Here is a 15,550-nt window from a genome sequence, read left to right as displayed (position 1 = left end):
TTGTCGCTAATATGAGAGCTTTGTTATACACCTACTTACGCCATAACCGACTGATTCTATTCCCCGTCGGATTTTATGACAACAGCCTTTTAAATTGGACATGATTGAAAAATTTTCATACAAAAAAACTAGGCTCTCCTTGTTTATCAGCTATATTGGCGAATGATATTGATAAGCTTGCTATCAAGATTCGGCACGTCCTGCCTGCTTACACGAACTCGAACGTAGCTTTCATCCAAATCTAGCGCTTCGGCGAGAAACCCGGAAAGTCCTCTTGCTCTTCGATCAATTTCCATAATCATTTCAATATCGTGTTCGCCTATCGAATAGAAAACAATTTCAAGCTCCTTTAAACGGCCTCTAAATGGACCGGAAGTCGGATAAAATTCAAACTCTTGAATGAACGGTAGCCTTTTTCTTAAACGATATGGCGCTGCTTCATTTTCAACTTGAAGGAGCTTAAATCCGATTCGGTTTATACTGTTTAATACTTCCTTCATTAAGCCGCCGGGAACAACGTCGATATAGTCCGTATCTTTCGGATCGATCGCTCCTTTAATATCCAATCCGGTATGAATCCATACTTTGGATGCTCCGATAGTAATTGGAGTATCAAGCGGAAGCTGAAATGAAAACGGAATTTCTTTCGTTTCATTCGGCAGTATGACGAAAGGTTTATTGATTTGTATTTTAGCGATTTCTGCTTGCCTCTTCTCTCTACGATCATCTACTTCTTTTATATAATGCGTAAGAACGGACAAGTAAATTTCGTCAATTTTTTGTTCAACGTTTCCTCCATTAATGACAACAATGCCTTTCACCTCTTCGCCGGGATAGAACGTTGAGGAGGTAAGCTTCGTATCTACTTTTGCCGCTCCAATCCCAATGCCCGCGAAAATTTTATTAAATAGAGACATTTATTCTCCCCCTATTTCGGAATTTTTCTGAATATCCTCTAGAATCTCCTCTGCTGATCTGTATGAACCATCCATTCCAAACAGCTTTTTTATAATATTCTTTGATTCTACGGAAATATCTAGCTCCTCTTCCCAACTTTTTTCTTTTTTTCCCTTTTGATCAAATGATGAATAAAGCAAAAACAATACGAAATGCCCCAGCGCATAAAAATCCGTCTGAAAGCTAATTTTACGCATCCTTTGCTTTTCCGGCTCCCATTTATGAAAACTCTCCTCTTCTTCATCTGTAATCAAACGGGACAAGCCAAAATCAATGATGGAAATACTGTCGTTGTAAAGAAGAATGTTCGGTATTCTTAAATCACGGTGGACAACGTTTTGATCATGTATATACTGGACAACTTCGAGAATTTTTGTTAAATAATGAAAAGCATCTTTTTCGGAATATTTTTTTCCAAATTGAAAGATTAATTGCTCAAATGTTAGCCCTTCTTTGTATTCCATGACAAGATATTGATGGCTACCATCATTGATTTCAGCGTATAAAGCTGGAACGGCAGGATGACTTAATTTTTGCAATATTTCCCTTTCTTTTTGAAAAGGCCGTTCACCCGTTGTTTTTCTTCGCTTTCGGAGCTGCTTCAAAACGACTTTTTGATGTGTGGACAAATCTTCTGCAAGATACGTGATTCCGTAGCTCCCTACTCCTAAAAATTTTTGGACTACGTATCGTTCGATAACAGATCCTGGTTTATGTAGCCGCTCACCCCAAAGCGGAAACAGCTTCCAAAACTTTTTCCATACTTCCATCATCAGCTGCTATACGAACCGGAAAAGAATCCAAACCCAGAGCGATGTTTTCTTTTATAATAATGATGGCCGTAAGAAGTTGGATCATGTTTGTATTTTGACTTAGGATAATGCTTTTTGTGGTAGTGGCTGCTGCTGGAATAATGGTAAGGGCGATGGCCTAAAAACGATTTGATGAATTTTCTCAACATACACCTTTTCCCTCCTTCTTGTATTACTTGTTTTTACGAAAAAAATCTGCATTGGTTTCAGTTTAAAAAATTTTTTGAATAAAAAGATTGGAAGACCTGGTAATCTTCCATTCCTCTATTTCTATTACTTGTCATCCATTGCAGTTTTTTCATTAGAAAATTTTTCAAAAAAAGATCATGGTAAGCGGCTCATTTTTTTCAAATATTGAATGACAACGTCCATCATTTCCTTATATTTTTTATCCCCAAATAAATCGTAAAGACCTTTGTAATCATTATACAGATCAAGGAGGGAATCAATGATTTCCTGCTGCATAGGCTTTGTTTTCTTTTCGTTTTTTTGGCTGTTCATCGGAGCAGAAGCATTTTTCTGTGCGTCCATCCCAGCAATATGTTGGATAATATGAATATTTTGCAAATGTTGATCTGCTTCTTTTTTCGAAACGGCCAGCTTTAATTCATCCGCAGATGATTCCATCCATTCCCCGTCGCGCACCCGCACTAATTCATAAATCACTTCCTCCCACGCATCGTCTTTATATCTCCACAATTCCGTCCGGTACCCGACAATTTTGAAAATTTCATCACCATAGCCTTTCACATAAACAAGGTCGCCAATTCCAAACATCAGTTCCACTTCAACCGTTTCTGACTCAAACACAGTCCCATCATATTCTGATAAAAACTGTAATGAATGTTCAAAATATAAAATTTCACTGTAATTGATTTCATATAAAAACTCTTCGTCCATCGTATGGATGTTTGTAATCGTCCCCAAAGTACCGTACAAAGTAATAACGACTTGATCGCCAATATTGAACTTCGGTTTTTTTCTTTTCAGTATGAAGGCACCCCCTTTAATGCCATCACTCTTTCGATTATCACATTATATGCATCATCAACTTGTTTGAGTTGGGCGAACTATTTTGAAGGCTCAGTCAATGTTTTTGTTCAATCAATTGAACATATTTTTCCCAAGCTTCATCAAAAACAGACATGTTTTCCAAATATGATCCATTTAATTCCAAGTAAGTGCTGAGTTCATCATAATCAGTTGAATTTTTCGGAAAGCTGTGGTCAAGATAAGCATCGTTTGCAAACTTGCTGATTTTGTCCTTCGGTTTAGGATGTCTGAACGTCATCAAATAATGATAAAAAGAACTCATATTTCCACCTTCCTAAAAAATTTGCTTGTTTCATTATAACGTTTTGATAAATTTTCGAAAATAAAAAAACCGCCTTTTTATGGAGCGGTTTTAAAGAGAAAAATGCTCTTTCTTCAGCTGCAGCTGGAAAAAGATTTTTTATTGTTTTATAGAATGGACCATATTTATTCTCCACTGATTAAAAAACAACGATCCATTATGCCAAGACACCGTTTCCTTATTGAACGGTTTCTGGAAGCGGATTTAAGTCAATCTCAAAGCCTAAATCTTTTAACATTTCGTGATCTTTTGACATTTCCTGTCCTTCAGTTGTTAAATAGTCTCCGATAAAAATAGAATTAGCCGCATATAACCCAAAAGGCTGCAGCGAGCGCAAGTTTACTTCCCTTCCTCCGGAAATGCGTATTTCTTTTGTCGGCAGCATGTAGCGGAATAAGGCAAGCATCTTTAAACAATATCGAGGATTAAGATTATTTTCTCCTTGCAACGGAGTTCCTTCAATAGGATGAAGAAAATTAACCGGAATAGAATCTGCGTCGATCTTCTTTAAAGCAGCAGCCATTTCAATAACATCTTGTTTCGATTCACCCATCCCGATAATCACACCGGAGCAAGGAGAAATCCCTGCACGTTTGACTTTGTCAACTGTGTTTACGCGATCTTCATATGTATGACTAGTGACTATATGTTCATGATATCTTTCTGATGTGTTCAAGTTATGATTGTATCGATTGACACCAGCTTCCTTCAATCGTTCCGCCTGTTCGTCTTTTAAAATTCCTAAACATGCGCAAACCGTCAAGTTGTATGTATCTTTTATTTCGCGTACAGATTCGCATATTTTTTCTACCTCATGGTTTGTAGGCCCTCTTCCGCTTGCAACGATGCAGAAAGTTCCAGCTTTCAACTCTTGTGCCCGTTTGGCCCCCTCTAAAATGGCTTCTTTTGAAAGCAGCGGGTATTTGTCGATCGGAGCCGTTGATACGGAAGATTGGGAACAGTAGGAACAGTTTTCAGGACAATATCCTGATTTTACATTCATGATCATATTTAACTTCACTTTATTCCCGTAAAATGCTTTTCGAATCTTGTAAGCACCATGCAGAAGAAGCAGCAATTCTTCATCAGGACAGTCCAAAATTGCAGCAGCTTCCTCATAAGTTATTTTATGTCCAAATAGTACGTTTTCGGCTAATTCAACCCAATCGATTCTCATTTCGTAATCCCCCTTTTCTGTAATACTTAAATGGTAAAAAAAGAAAGGATATATGTCAACTATTTTTTAGATTAAGTTTACATAAAATACAGATAAAAATCCTGCCCGAACAGGCAGGATTTTTTTATTTTACATAAGCGCAGCCGACAATGATCAAAAGTATAAATAATACTACGATCAAAACGAATGAAGATCCGCAGCCATATCCGGCACCATGTACCGGATAACCGTATCCATGTCCACAATGGTGAAAATCGTGATGGTGAAAATGCATTTGCCCCACTCCTCATTTTTAATCTAGGTTTCAGTTTACATTATGTTTTTTTGGACTTTCAGGTATGTGCACATGCCTATTTTTCCAAATTCTTTGGAACAAACGCCCTGCAGTTGGAAATTGGAAACACCAGTTGTGCAAGCGGGCAGATGATATCGTCCTATAAGAAACATGAGGAGGAACTTCATCTGCGACCGCATTTTGATTGTCTTAAAAAATCAATTTTACAAATTTTAGATTGTTTGAGATTACTGTATAGACATGGCAGCGGTCAACGAAAGAAAAGGAGTGGGCAAATTCGTCTTTTTCCGACATAAGCTGCTAGTATTAGTTCAGAGTCATCTGACCAGTTATGGTTGTACAAGTTTAAAAATATCTTTTTTTCCAAAAAATATAAGCTGTTAAGCTTGACATGAGCAATGAAATGGAAATGGGAATAAAAAACGCAAAATGATGATTTTGAAACGGTATCGGCACATTCATTCCATACAAGCTCGCTACTAATGTCGGAATAGAGATGACGATCGTAATTGCCGTCAAAAATTTCATGACAATATTGACATTGTTGGAAATGACTGATGCAAATGCGTCCATCATTCCGCTTAAAATACTTAAATATACCTCTGTCATTTCAATTGCTTGTTTGTTTTCGATAATGACATCTTGCAAAAGATCTTGATCTTCCTCATACATTTTCAAGTAATTTAATCGCAGCAGCCTTTCCATGACAATATTATTGGATTTCAGCGATGTCGTAAAATAAACTAAGCTTTTTTCCAGACTGAGCAATGAAAAAAATTCTTTATTTTTCATCGATTGATGAAGCTCTTTTTCTACTTCGCTCGTTTTGCGATTAATTTGTTTCAGATATCGCAAATAATATGTTGAAGTTAAATATAAAATTTGAAAAGCAAATCGCGTTTTCATAAACGTATAAAAACCTTTAACTTTGTTTCTGGCAAACTGTTCAAAGATTGGGTTTCCTTGCAAACATACTGTAATAAAACAACTGTCAGTAATGATCATTCCGATCGGGATCGTTTCATAAAACGTTTGCCCGATGTCATCTACCGTGATAACCGGAATGTCAACAATAATCAACACATTGTGGTCCTCTTTTTCAATCCGGGATCTTTCCTCATCATCCAGTGCATCTTTAAAAAAGTCTATTGGAATTTGCAGCCGTTCTGACACGAAATGAACTTCTTCCTCAGTCGGTGCCACCATGTTGATCCAACAACCGTTTTGAATATCTTCAATTTCCTTCAATTGGCCGTTCGCGCTTGACATATAAATGTTCAGCATGCTTTAACCTCCTTTGCTAGAGGCAGTCTGCACGCGCAAGAGTGTCATCGCTTACGAACAGCGCCTCTTTCCGCATACATACTGCCTTACCTATCTCGGGTCCGTCCGGATCTAAAAAAGAACCGCTATTCATAAACGATTTTCACCCTCCTTCATCCATAAAAATTCAACCTAATATATGATACTAATTTTGTTTTACGATGTATATAGGTTTTAACGGAATTTTACATAAATTTGAACATTTAATAAAAAAAGGGCACATGTTTTTGTGCCCATTCGTTTACATATAATCTTTACTCTGTTTGATCGTCTTCAAACAGTTTTTTATATTCACCATAGCCTTCTTGTTCGAGCTGATCTTTCGGGATAAAGCGAAGCGCAGCCGAGTTAATGCAGTAGCGAAGGCCTGTCGGTTCTGGACCGTCAGGGAAAACATGTCCAAGGTGCGAATCCGCCGTTTTGCTTCTAACCTCTGTACGGATCATGCCGTAAGATGTATCTAATTTTTCGACGATCTCATGCTGATGAAGCGGTTTTGTAAAACTTGGCCATCCGCAGCCTGAATCAAATTTATCGAGCGAGCTGAAAAGCGGTTTTCCCGAGACGATGTCGACATAAATCCCTTCTTCTTTATGATCCCAATATTCATTTTGAAATGGAGGCTCCGTCCCGTTGTTTTGCGTCACCTCATATTGCATCGGAGTCAATCGTTTCTTCAGCTCTTCTTTATCCCAGTCGCTCCAATGCTTGCGTATAAATTCATCCCGTCCAGACGCTTGACGATACCGTTTGTAGTGAAAAGGATTTTTTTTGTAGTAATCTTGATGATAGTCTTCGGCTGGGTAAAAAGGTTTTGCCGGCAATATTTCGGTCGCAATCGGTTTTTCAAAACGTCCGCTTTTTTCTAAAAGCTCTTTCGATTGTTCCGCGAGCTCGCGCTGTTCCTCCGAATGATAAAAAATAGCCGTTTTGTAAGATTCTCCCCTGTCATAAAATTGTCCGCCCGGATCAGTCGGATCAATTTGCTGCCAAAATATATCCAGAAGCTTTTTATATGGAAACACGTTCGGATCAAAGGTAATTTGCACGGCTTCCACATGACCCGTCGTGTGCGAGCACACTTCTTCATATGTCGGATTTTCCTTATGTCCTCCCGTATATCCGGAAACAACCTTAATAATTCCCGGAAGCTCGTCAAAAGGCTGGACCATGCACCAGAAGCAGCCACCCGCAAAAGTAGCCAATTCATATTTTTCATTGCTCATCATTTTTCCCTCCCTTTAGCTAATTTTCCTGCCTGCTCATTCTCATCGCAAAAGTAAAGATCAACTTGTTCTTCCTACAATACATTATAAAACGATTAAAAAGAACAAAACAATTGATTTGCAACTCAAGCATAGCGAAGTGCAAAAACTAGTATATTCGTTCCATTAAGAATTTTTCCTTTTTTGCTCCATGTTATCACGAAATGGCCATAAAGCTGCCATCATGAAGGCTAAAAGCAAAACGATGGAAGCTAAAACGTATGGAAAATCGACGTCGATATCAAACAAAATTCCTGCAATCGCAGGACCGACAATGTTTCCTAAACTTGTATAAGTAGAGTTCATGCCGGCAATAAACCCTTGTTCATCTCCTGCCATATTGGATAATAGAGTGGTGACAGCTGGTCGAAGAAGATCGCATGCTAAAAATACAGCAAACGTTACAGCCATAATGAAAAAGTAGCCGTCAACTAAGGTTGACAGAAAAATAAAGACGGAAGCGCCTAATAAACAAATTTCAATCAACCTTTTCTCGCCAAGATACTTCACTAGCTTGTCAAAGAAAACGATTTGGGCGATGAGTCCAAAAATCGTTCCTGTTGTTATGACGATGGAAACATCTTTCGGCGAAAAACCGAATTTTTTGTCGACAAACAAACCGAACATCGTTTCATATGCGGAAAGACCAAATGCTAAAACAAACACGATCAATAGCGGTACAACATACGGAGGTTTGATCGATTTGCTTAATTCGCTGAAAAATTGAAGACGAGTTTGTTTTTCATCTAATTGTTGAATGTTATCATTTGGAAGCGGTTCTTTTAAAAGGAGAATGGAAAAAACGGCTGCGACAAGCGCAATAAATGCCGCAAGAAAAAACGGCATCCGAATGCCGAATTCTGCCGCAAATCCTCCGATGCCGGGCCCGATAATAAAACCTGCGTTAATGCTGGCAGACAAATATCCAAGCGCTTTCGGCCTGTCCTCTAAAGTGGTGATATCTGTAATAAACGCAGTAACAGCGGGCATAATACATGCCTCGCTGATTCCGCCAATTATTCTTGAAATCAAAAGCAAGAAGAACGCAGAGCCTATTGCAAATAAAAATTCGGATACAGCAAACAAAACTAAACCGATGACAATCATAATCTTTCTGCCAAAACGGTCAGTAAAAATCCCCGTGACCGGCGAGGAAAACAACTGGGCAGTTGAAAATGCTGCTATGAGATATCCCATATAAACGCCCGATAAATTTAGTTCATTCATATAAGCAGGCAAAACCGGAACAACGAGTCCGATTCCTAAAAAACCGATAAAAACATTGCAAAGCAGTAATATGAGGGAGATATTTTGTTTATTTGAACGTAACATGATAACTTCACCTGCATATCTTTGACTTTAAATTTTTATGTATCAAGAATCAACTACGATGTAAAATTTTTACTTTTACAGAAAAGAAAGAAGGCGATCCATCAAAGGACGTTTTTCATCCTTCTGGATCCTCCTTCTATCTCGCTTTTCTTTAACTTTTATGCTCGCGCAAATGAAGTACATATACAGCAATGCTTAAAAACAAGGCGCAGTAACCGACATTTATGTAAACTTTGTCTAAATTGTAATCTAAGTTTCCAGCAAGGTATTGTTTATATGCCATACCGCCAAAATAAACAGCAAGGAGGAACATGACGATGCTAGCAATTAAATATATTTTTTTCAAATACATCACCCCTACACCAAATTCCCTTGCTTTTCTTTTTCTATAAAAATGTTTCATCTCTAACAATTTATTTTCTCTTATCTTCACCTCTCCGTCAAGAATTCGCCAGAAAGAATTTTCGCCATTATGTTTCATATTCCGCTATAATATTTTAGGAAAGGAGATCTGAAATATGGCATTACCTGATGATTTTTGCCGGAAAATGAAACAATTGTTAAAAAATGAAGCAGATGATTTTTTTTCTGCTTTGCGAGATGAACCGATCAAGGGACTGCGCTTCAATCGTCTAAAAATAGAAAAAGAAACGTTCATTCGGAAAATATCTTTTTCTCTTTCTTCAGTTCCCTTATGTGAAGACGGATTTTATTACGATGAAAAACAAGACGAGCCCGGAAAACACCCTTTTCATGCAGCTGGGCTCTATTATATACAAGAACCGAGTGCTATGGTTCCTGCTGAAGTGCTTCAGGCAAAACCCGGAGAAAAAATATTAGATTTGTGCGCTGCGCCAGGAGGAAAATCGACGCAAATTGCCGCGGCGATGGAAAATGAAGGAATTCTAATCTCAAATGAAATTCATTTCAAACGAGCGAAAGCACTATCGGAAAATATTGAACGTTTCGGAATTCAAAACGCTATTGTGATAAATGAACGGCCCGAAAAACTGGTTCAACACTTTCCGAATTATTTCGACAAAATTTTAGTTGATGCCCCGTGCTCTGGAGAGGGAATGTTTCGAAAAGATGATAACGCCATCGAATTTTGGAGCGAGGATCTTGTTGAAAAATGCTCGTACACGCAAAAAAAGCTGTTATCTTTAGCGTTTCAAATGTTAAAACCCGGCGGAACTCTCGTCTATTCCACCTGCACGTTTTCTCCTGAAGAAAATGAACAGGTTATTGAGGCATTTGTAAGCATGCATCCAGAAATGTCTCTTGTTGAAATTCCTAAACGTGAAGGTTTTGATCGAGGAAGAGTGGAATGGACAAAAACGAATTTTGAAGAAATTTCAAAATGCATCCGCCTTTGGCCGCATAAAATCAAAGGTGAAGGGCATTTCGTTGCGAAATTAATCAAAAATGGCGAAACCAATACGAGAAGCAGCGTTTCATATTTAAAATCAAATGTCAAAAAACAGCAATTAGCTGAGTTTCAGCAATTCGAACATTCTTTTTTAAAGAAAAGAATAACCGGGGCATTTTTCTTAAAAAAACAACAGCTGTATGTATTACCTGAAAAATGCCCAGATATTACTTCGTTGAACGTTTTGCGGGCGGGTCTCCATCTTGGAGAAATCAAAAAGAAACGATTTGAACCGAATCATCATCTTGCCCTGTCACTCACACCAAATGATGTGAAATACAGTTATTCCTTCTCAACGAACGAAAAAGATTGGCAAGCTTATTTAACGGGAGAAACGATTTCATCTCCATTGGGTGTAGACAGGGGATGGATATTAATGACAATAGACGGCGAATCGATCGGTTGGGGAAAAGAAACGAAAGGAACCATTAAAAACTTTTATCCAAAAGGTCTTCGTGTTCAATTTTGACAAAACAAAAGCGGGTTTTGATACCCGCTTACTTATTTGAGAGGGAGCGGAACATACAAATTTGCTGAAATTACCCCTTCCTCCAAATCAATTTTTTCAGCTTGAATTTTAGACCCGTTTTCCAATGCCAGCTGATCAAGAAAGACTACAATCTGGCGATTTTTTGCATCAATCTGCACTTCTTTTGGAAAGTGGTATTGGGAATCAATATATTTCAACACATAAGAAACCGGAACGGAAAGTCTCCCAACCGATAAGCTTTTCACCTTTAAAATGACGTTTCCCTGCTGTACACTCGGTTCAAAAGACATGACCATGTCCAAATCCCGGCCGAAAGCGAGAAGGCTGCCGTACAGTTTAATATCATCCGTAATTTCAACCCAGTATGTGAGAGGCTGATGAACGGCTTCCTTTTTTAAATAATCATTGATGACCTTAGTTACTGTCTGTTTATCTGTTTCCACTTTAAAGACAGCAAAATCTTTACTACCTTCCGCTTCCTTTTTCAGAGGCGGCTTTTCCCCAGGCATAAGCAGAAGACCAGAGGAGATGAGAATAATCAAAAAATTGGAAAACAACAAGATAAAAAATGCAAGCTTCCATTTATTCATTTACTTCAATCCTTTTTTGTTCCATTTTCCAATGTTTCCATAACCCTTGCCGCAATCAATACATATCCGTTCTCGTTCGGATGGAATTCATCTGTATATAAGAGGTTTTTGTCCTCTCCTTCTTGAAAAATATCCTGAATTGAAACGAATACCGCACGTCCATCTCCGAGCAAAATTTGTTTCGTCCGCTCGTTCCATTCCGAAATAATCATATCAATTTCCGGAAATTCTGCCAATTTCCACGCAAACGGATTATAAAGCCCAATAAACGCAATCACTGCCTGTTCATTTGTCAACCGGATCTTGTTCATAATGTCTCTTAAACGTTGTTCATAAAGAAGGCGTTCTTCTTGAAAAAGTTCAACTGTTAATTCAAAAATATTTTCCCGCACGACTTTCATTAAATCATTTGCACCAATCGTCATGAAAATGAGATCGGCATCTTCCAATTCCTTTTTTACTTGATCTTCATCAAGCTTTTTTAACAAATTTTCCGTTGAATGCCCCATCGCTGCAAAATTGACTGTTGAAACAGATGAAATGTCTTCCTTTTTTTCTAATTCATCTGAAACGAGACCAACATAGCCTTCTTTTGTTCGGTCGCCCACTCCTTTTGTCAGGGAGTCGCCAAGTGCAACAATTTTGATATCTCCTTGCAATTGAAAAGAGCTGGACCTACTTTCATTCCCCGCGACAGCGATTTCAGTTTCAATCGGTTTGCTCTCTTCCTCTTCCGCCTTCGCTTGATTTGAAGGAGAAGCAGTGGATTTTTGGACACATCCGGTTAATAAGAAAAAAGTCATAATAAGAAGAGAAAATTTTTTCGACAGCATTCCTATCACCTTGTGACGATCTCTTTCTTTTTATTATATCATACGAAAAAAAGTTTAAAATTGACCCAAAGGCATCATGTACAGAGGGTCCTTTCCCCCTGCTGTCAGACGCTTTAGGCCAACTTTAAACTTTATTGAACAGCTTTTATATCGTTGATAATTTCGTCATACGGCGTATTTTCAACACCGTTGTAGCTTTTTAAAACAACTCCGTTTTGATCCACTAAATAAAAGCTCGTTCCATGAATGACCTGATCATCGCTTTCCGGTTTTTGAACGATCGTTTTAAAACTGTTTTTTGCAAAGTTTTCAATTGTCTCTTGGCTGTATCCGGTTAAAAAATGCCAGTTGTCAAGAGAATCGGAAAATTGATTTGCAAATTGTTTCAGTTTCTCTGGTGTATCTACTTCCGGATCAACGCTGAATGATACAAACTCGACTTCAACACCTTCTTTTTCCGCTTTTTCCTGCAATTGAGCCATATGGGCTGTCATCGGCGGACAAACGGTTTCACAGCTTGTAAAAACAAAATCAGCTACCCAAACCTTCCCTTTTAAATCTGCTAAAGCAAAGGGCTGTCCGTTTTGATCCGTAAATTCAAAATTTTCCACTTTATAATTCAACGGATCTTTTATTTTATTTCCGCTGCAAGCCGTTAAAAAGATCAATAACAGAAAACAGGAAATGAACATTTTCTTCTTCATCGATCATTCACCTTTCACCTATTCTCATCGAAAGTGTATCAAATTTTCATTCAAGTGAAAACAAATTCCAAAATGATTCATAAAAGATTCAAAAAACTAGCTTTTACTTATGGCTTCACATAGTAAGAAACTCCTAAAGCTCCTTTGCCGGTATGAATGGAAATGATTGGTGTCGTTGTGCAAATATCAATTTTATCGGCGGTTGTGATCTTCAACAATTCCTCTTTTAAGCGCAGAGCCAAATCTAATGCATTGGCATGCGCCACCCCAATCCTCAGCAAATCGCGATCTTTTATATCTTGAATCAATTGCTTCATAAAAAATTTAACAACTTGCGAATGACTTCTAACTTTTGTGATTGGCGTAAAGATCCCGTCTTGTAAAGAAGCGATCGGTTTAATATTCAATAACGATCCTAATAGAGCCTTTCCCTTTCCAATCCGTCCCCCTTTTTCCAAATGCTCGAGAGTGTCTACTGATACATAAAGAAAAGTGTTTTTTCGTACTTGTTCTATATGAGAGATTATTTTGTCTAACATTGCTCCCTTTTTTGCCATTTTTGCCGCTTCAATCACTTGAAAACCTAAAGCGCTAGATATATAGTTGGAATCTATGATCGTAACTTCTCCCTCGGTCAGGCTTGCCCCCTGCTGTGCGGCGCGCACTGTTCCGCTCAGTTTACCGGACATATGAATGGATAGCACTTGAAAACCTTCTGCATGAAGGCGATCATACACTTCCTTAAAATGGACCGGAGAAGGCTGAGAACTTTTCGGTATTTCTGCTGATTCCATCATTTTTTCAATAAATTCCGCTGGTTCAAAATCAATGCTGTCCGTATAAGATACACCATTCAATGTATAAGTTAACGGAACAACTTCAATATTGTATTCCTCCAAAATATTTTTATCTAAATCTGCTGTTGAATCGGTAACGATCCTTACCTTTTGTGTCAATATATTCACTTCCTATCAAACAATAATATTTCAACCTTATCACGTTTCTGATCAAAAGAAAAGAAACAGTCTCTAATCTTTACCCGTCCTAACATATTTTGAAACTTAAAAATTCAAAAACGGTCAATTTCGCAGATCTCTCCTTCTTCTCCAAAACGCTTAAAAAAATAAAAAGCCCTTGCCGATAATCAAATATCTGCAAGGGATATTTCTTTAAGCGTTATGTTTTAATCGGTTGTCTTGAAAAATTGATTCATAATCTTTCCACTTTAAAGCATGCTTCAAATAGCTTCGAAAATTATAAAGGCTTTTTGGCTTTGATTCTTTGCAAATGTTCGCTATAAAAAGCTGCAAATGAATATTTAACATGAAACGGTAAGAGTTATCCTCCTCCAATACTGGGATTTCAACAATCTTCACCTTCTGTCCATTTTCAAGTTTGAACTCTAGGCTTTTAAATAGCAAAGTATCAATCCTCTTTTTACCCGTTTCTTCTATTATACAACAAAATAGGAGCGAATTTTGCAAAAATTTGTCATATACAAAAATATTTTAAATTAACAAATTGAATAAGTTGCTGTCCTTGTTAACCTCTGTAAAAGGAAAACCTTTCTTTTTCATTCTTTCGACTAATCCGCGATAATCTTCCCGATGCTTGACTTCGATGCCGACAAGCGCAGGACCGCTGTCTTTATTATTTTTCTTCGTGTATTCAAAGCGAGTGATATCATCCGTCGGACCTAATACCTCATCTAAAAATTCACGTAAAGCACCCGCACGCTGCGGAAAATTAACGATAAAATAATGCTGCAAGCCTTCATAAATTAAGGATCTCTCCTTAATTTCCTGCATGCGCTCAATATCGTTATTGCCTCCGCTAAGAATGCAAACGACATTTTTTCCTTTTATTTGATCTTTGTAAAAATCAAGCGCTGCGATTGGAAGCGCACCTGCTGGTTCTGCTACAATTGCATTTTCATTATATAAGTTCAAGATCGTTGTACAAATTTTTCCTTCCGGCACAAGTAAAAGATCGTCCAAAATTGTCCGGCAAATGGAAAATGTCTGATTTCCTACCCGCTGGACCGCCGCTCCATCCACAAATTTTTCAATTTCATCCAGTTCGACTACTTCGCCTTTTTCGAGTGATTTCGCCATAGCTGGTGCGCCGGAAGGTTCCGTGCCGATTAATTTTGTTTCCGGCGATACGCTTTGAAAGTATGTGCCGATGCCAGACATTAACCCTCCGCCGCCGATAGCAGCAAACAAAAAATCAATTGGCTCATCGCTGTCATTTAAAATTTCAACAGCAATGGTGCCTTGGCCCGCAATGACATCTTTATCGTCAAACGGATGGATGAACGTACGGTTTTCTTTTTCGGCGCATTCAAGCGCTTTTTTATACGCATCATCAAATGTATCGCCTGTCAACACAATTTCAATGTACTCTCTTCCGTGCAATTCCACCTGAGATATTTTTTGTTTTGGAGTTGTGGAAGGCATAAAAATTTTTCCATGCACTTTTAACGCTCTGCACGAAAATGCGACTCCTTGCGCATGATTTCCAGCACTTGCACAGACAACCCCATTTTTCGTTTCCTCAGGAGTCAAATGTTTCATTTTGTTGTAAGCTCCTCTTATTTTAAAAGAGCGTACAACTTGCAAATCTTCCCTTTTCAAGTATACCCGGCAACCATATTTTTCAGATAATCTTTGGTTAAATTCCAATGGAGTATGTGTCACAACATCCTTTAATGATTGATGCGCTTTTAATATATCTTCTACTTGGACGAATGCTTCAACTTTTGTCAAATTCGTCATCGTACATCCCTGCCCTTAAACAATTTCTTAATTTTTAAATTATAACACGATTCAAATAAAAATAAAATTACATCTATTGTTTTTATTTAGAAATCGGCTTTTTTGACCGATTGAATCCAATTTTACATGTGAAATTATATGATTCTTATATGTATTACTTGCAAGATATGGCACAACTAAAAAAGACGCTTAAGCGCCTTTTTTAATGTCCT

Annotated in this window: 18 protein-coding genes; 1 reads left to right on the top strand and 17 read right to left on the bottom strand. The window is 37.9% G+C overall.

Going from position 1 to position 15,550, the window contains the following annotated elements; translation table 11 throughout:
• Positions 1 to 146: 146 nt before the first annotated feature.
• The 11 genes from NSS70_RS09300 to ypmT all read right to left on the bottom strand — a co-directional run bounded on the left by NSS70_RS09300 (position 147) and on the right by ypmT (position 8,861).
• Positions 147 to 917: a sporulation protein gene (locus NSS70_RS09300; protein WP_063389692.1), complete on the bottom strand. Its 771-nt coding sequence runs from the start codon at positions 915 to 917 to the stop codon at positions 147 to 149.
• Positions 918 to 1,730: a serine/threonine protein kinase gene (locus tag NSS70_RS09295; protein ID WP_340881354.1), complete on the bottom strand. Its 813-nt coding sequence runs from the start codon at positions 1,728 to 1,730 to the stop codon at positions 918 to 920.
• A complete protein-coding gene (locus tag NSS70_RS09290) occupies positions 1,730 to 1,918 on the bottom strand; it encodes a hypothetical protein (protein ID WP_063389690.1) in 189 nt (62 codons plus the stop codon). Before NSS70_RS09290 ends, NSS70_RS09295 begins: the two co-directional genes overlap by 1 nt.
• Before the next feature lie 175 nt (positions 1,919 to 2,093).
• Positions 2,094 to 2,708, bottom strand: coding sequence for a hypothetical protein (locus tag NSS70_RS09285; RefSeq protein ID WP_261308781.1), 615 nt, complete (start codon positions 2,706 to 2,708; stop codon positions 2,094 to 2,096).
• A 148-nt stretch (positions 2,709 to 2,856) separates the two neighbouring features.
• A complete protein-coding gene (locus tag NSS70_RS09280) occupies positions 2,857 to 3,084 on the bottom strand; it encodes a YozE family protein (RefSeq protein ID WP_066250287.1) in 228 nt (75 codons plus the stop codon).
• Between the two features lie 217 nt (positions 3,085 to 3,301).
• Positions 3,302 to 4,300, bottom strand: coding sequence for a biotin synthase BioB (gene bioB, locus NSS70_RS09275; RefSeq protein WP_340881353.1), 999 nt, complete (start codon positions 4,298 to 4,300; stop codon positions 3,302 to 3,304).
• A 124-nt stretch (positions 4,301 to 4,424) separates the two neighbouring features.
• Entirely contained in the window at positions 4,425 to 4,574 is a 150-nt protein-coding gene (locus NSS70_RS09270) for a YjcZ family sporulation protein (protein WP_082829556.1), read from the bottom strand.
• Between the two features lie 366 nt (positions 4,575 to 4,940).
• Positions 4,941 to 5,879 (bottom strand): magnesium transporter CorA family protein, encoded by a 939-nt coding sequence (locus tag NSS70_RS09265; protein ID WP_063389686.1) that lies wholly within the window; start codon positions 5,877 to 5,879, stop codon positions 4,941 to 4,943.
• A gap of 293 nt (positions 5,880 to 6,172) precedes the next feature.
• Positions 6,173 to 7,144, bottom strand: a complete 972-nt coding sequence (msrB, locus tag NSS70_RS09260) for a peptide-methionine (R)-S-oxide reductase MsrB (RefSeq protein WP_063389685.1) — start codon at positions 7,142 to 7,144, stop codon at positions 6,173 to 6,175.
• Between the two features lie 165 nt (positions 7,145 to 7,309).
• Complete coding sequence (locus tag NSS70_RS09255; RefSeq protein ID WP_340881352.1) at positions 7,310 to 8,515, bottom strand: MFS transporter; 1,206 nt, start codon at positions 8,513 to 8,515, stop codon at positions 7,310 to 7,312.
• Between the two features lie 151 nt (positions 8,516 to 8,666).
• Positions 8,667 to 8,861 carry a protein YpmT gene (ypmT, locus tag NSS70_RS09250; protein WP_063389739.1) on the bottom strand — a complete coding sequence of 65 codons (195 nt, stop codon included), beginning with the start codon at positions 8,859 to 8,861 and terminating at the stop codon, positions 8,667 to 8,669.
• 172 nt (positions 8,862 to 9,033) lie between these two features.
• Between ypmT and NSS70_RS09245 the strand changes: the two genes are divergently transcribed.
• Positions 9,034 to 10,413 carry an RsmF rRNA methyltransferase first C-terminal domain-containing protein gene (locus tag NSS70_RS09245; protein ID WP_340881350.1) on the top strand — a complete coding sequence of 460 codons (1,380 nt, stop codon included), beginning with the start codon at positions 9,034 to 9,036 and terminating at the stop codon, positions 10,411 to 10,413.
• 32 nt (positions 10,414 to 10,445) lie between these two features.
• Here NSS70_RS09245 and NSS70_RS09240 read toward each other — a convergent pair whose 3' ends face one another.
• From NSS70_RS09240 to ilvA, 6 genes are all read right to left on the bottom strand, one after another.
• Positions 10,446 to 11,024, bottom strand: a complete 579-nt coding sequence (locus NSS70_RS09240; RefSeq protein ID WP_066250274.1) for a YpmS family protein — start codon at positions 11,022 to 11,024, stop codon at positions 10,446 to 10,448.
• A 5-nt stretch (positions 11,025 to 11,029) separates the two neighbouring features.
• A complete protein-coding gene (locus tag NSS70_RS09235; protein WP_144596979.1) occupies positions 11,030 to 11,857 on the bottom strand; it encodes an SGNH/GDSL hydrolase family protein in 828 nt (275 codons plus the stop codon).
• Positions 11,858 to 11,988: 131 nt separating this feature from the next.
• The gene (locus NSS70_RS09230) at positions 11,989 to 12,561 is read right to left on the bottom strand and encodes an SCO family protein (protein WP_094245660.1); all 573 of its coding nucleotides are present in this window, start codon (positions 12,559 to 12,561) and stop codon (positions 11,989 to 11,991) included.
• A 107-nt stretch (positions 12,562 to 12,668) separates the two neighbouring features.
• Complete coding sequence (locus NSS70_RS09225; RefSeq protein ID WP_340881348.1) at positions 12,669 to 13,517, bottom strand: DegV family protein; 849 nt, start codon at positions 13,515 to 13,517, stop codon at positions 12,669 to 12,671.
• A gap of 213 nt (positions 13,518 to 13,730) precedes the next feature.
• Positions 13,731 to 13,982, bottom strand: a complete 252-nt coding sequence (locus NSS70_RS09220) for a DUF2535 family protein (protein WP_063389678.1) — start codon at positions 13,980 to 13,982, stop codon at positions 13,731 to 13,733.
• An 87-nt stretch (positions 13,983 to 14,069) separates the two neighbouring features.
• Positions 14,070 to 15,338 (bottom strand): threonine ammonia-lyase IlvA, encoded by a 1,269-nt coding sequence (gene ilvA, locus NSS70_RS09215; RefSeq protein WP_063389677.1) that lies wholly within the window; start codon positions 15,336 to 15,338, stop codon positions 14,070 to 14,072.
• Between the last annotated feature and the right edge of the window lie 212 nt (positions 15,339 to 15,550).

Origin of the sequence: Aeribacillus sp. FSL K6-2848, assembly GCF_038004325.1 — a bacterium.
GTDB lineage: Bacteria > Bacillota > Bacilli > Bacillales > Aeribacillaceae > Aeribacillus > Aeribacillus composti.
Note: the sequence above shows the minus strand (reverse complement) of the source record. Positions and strands in the feature narration are given on the sequence as shown.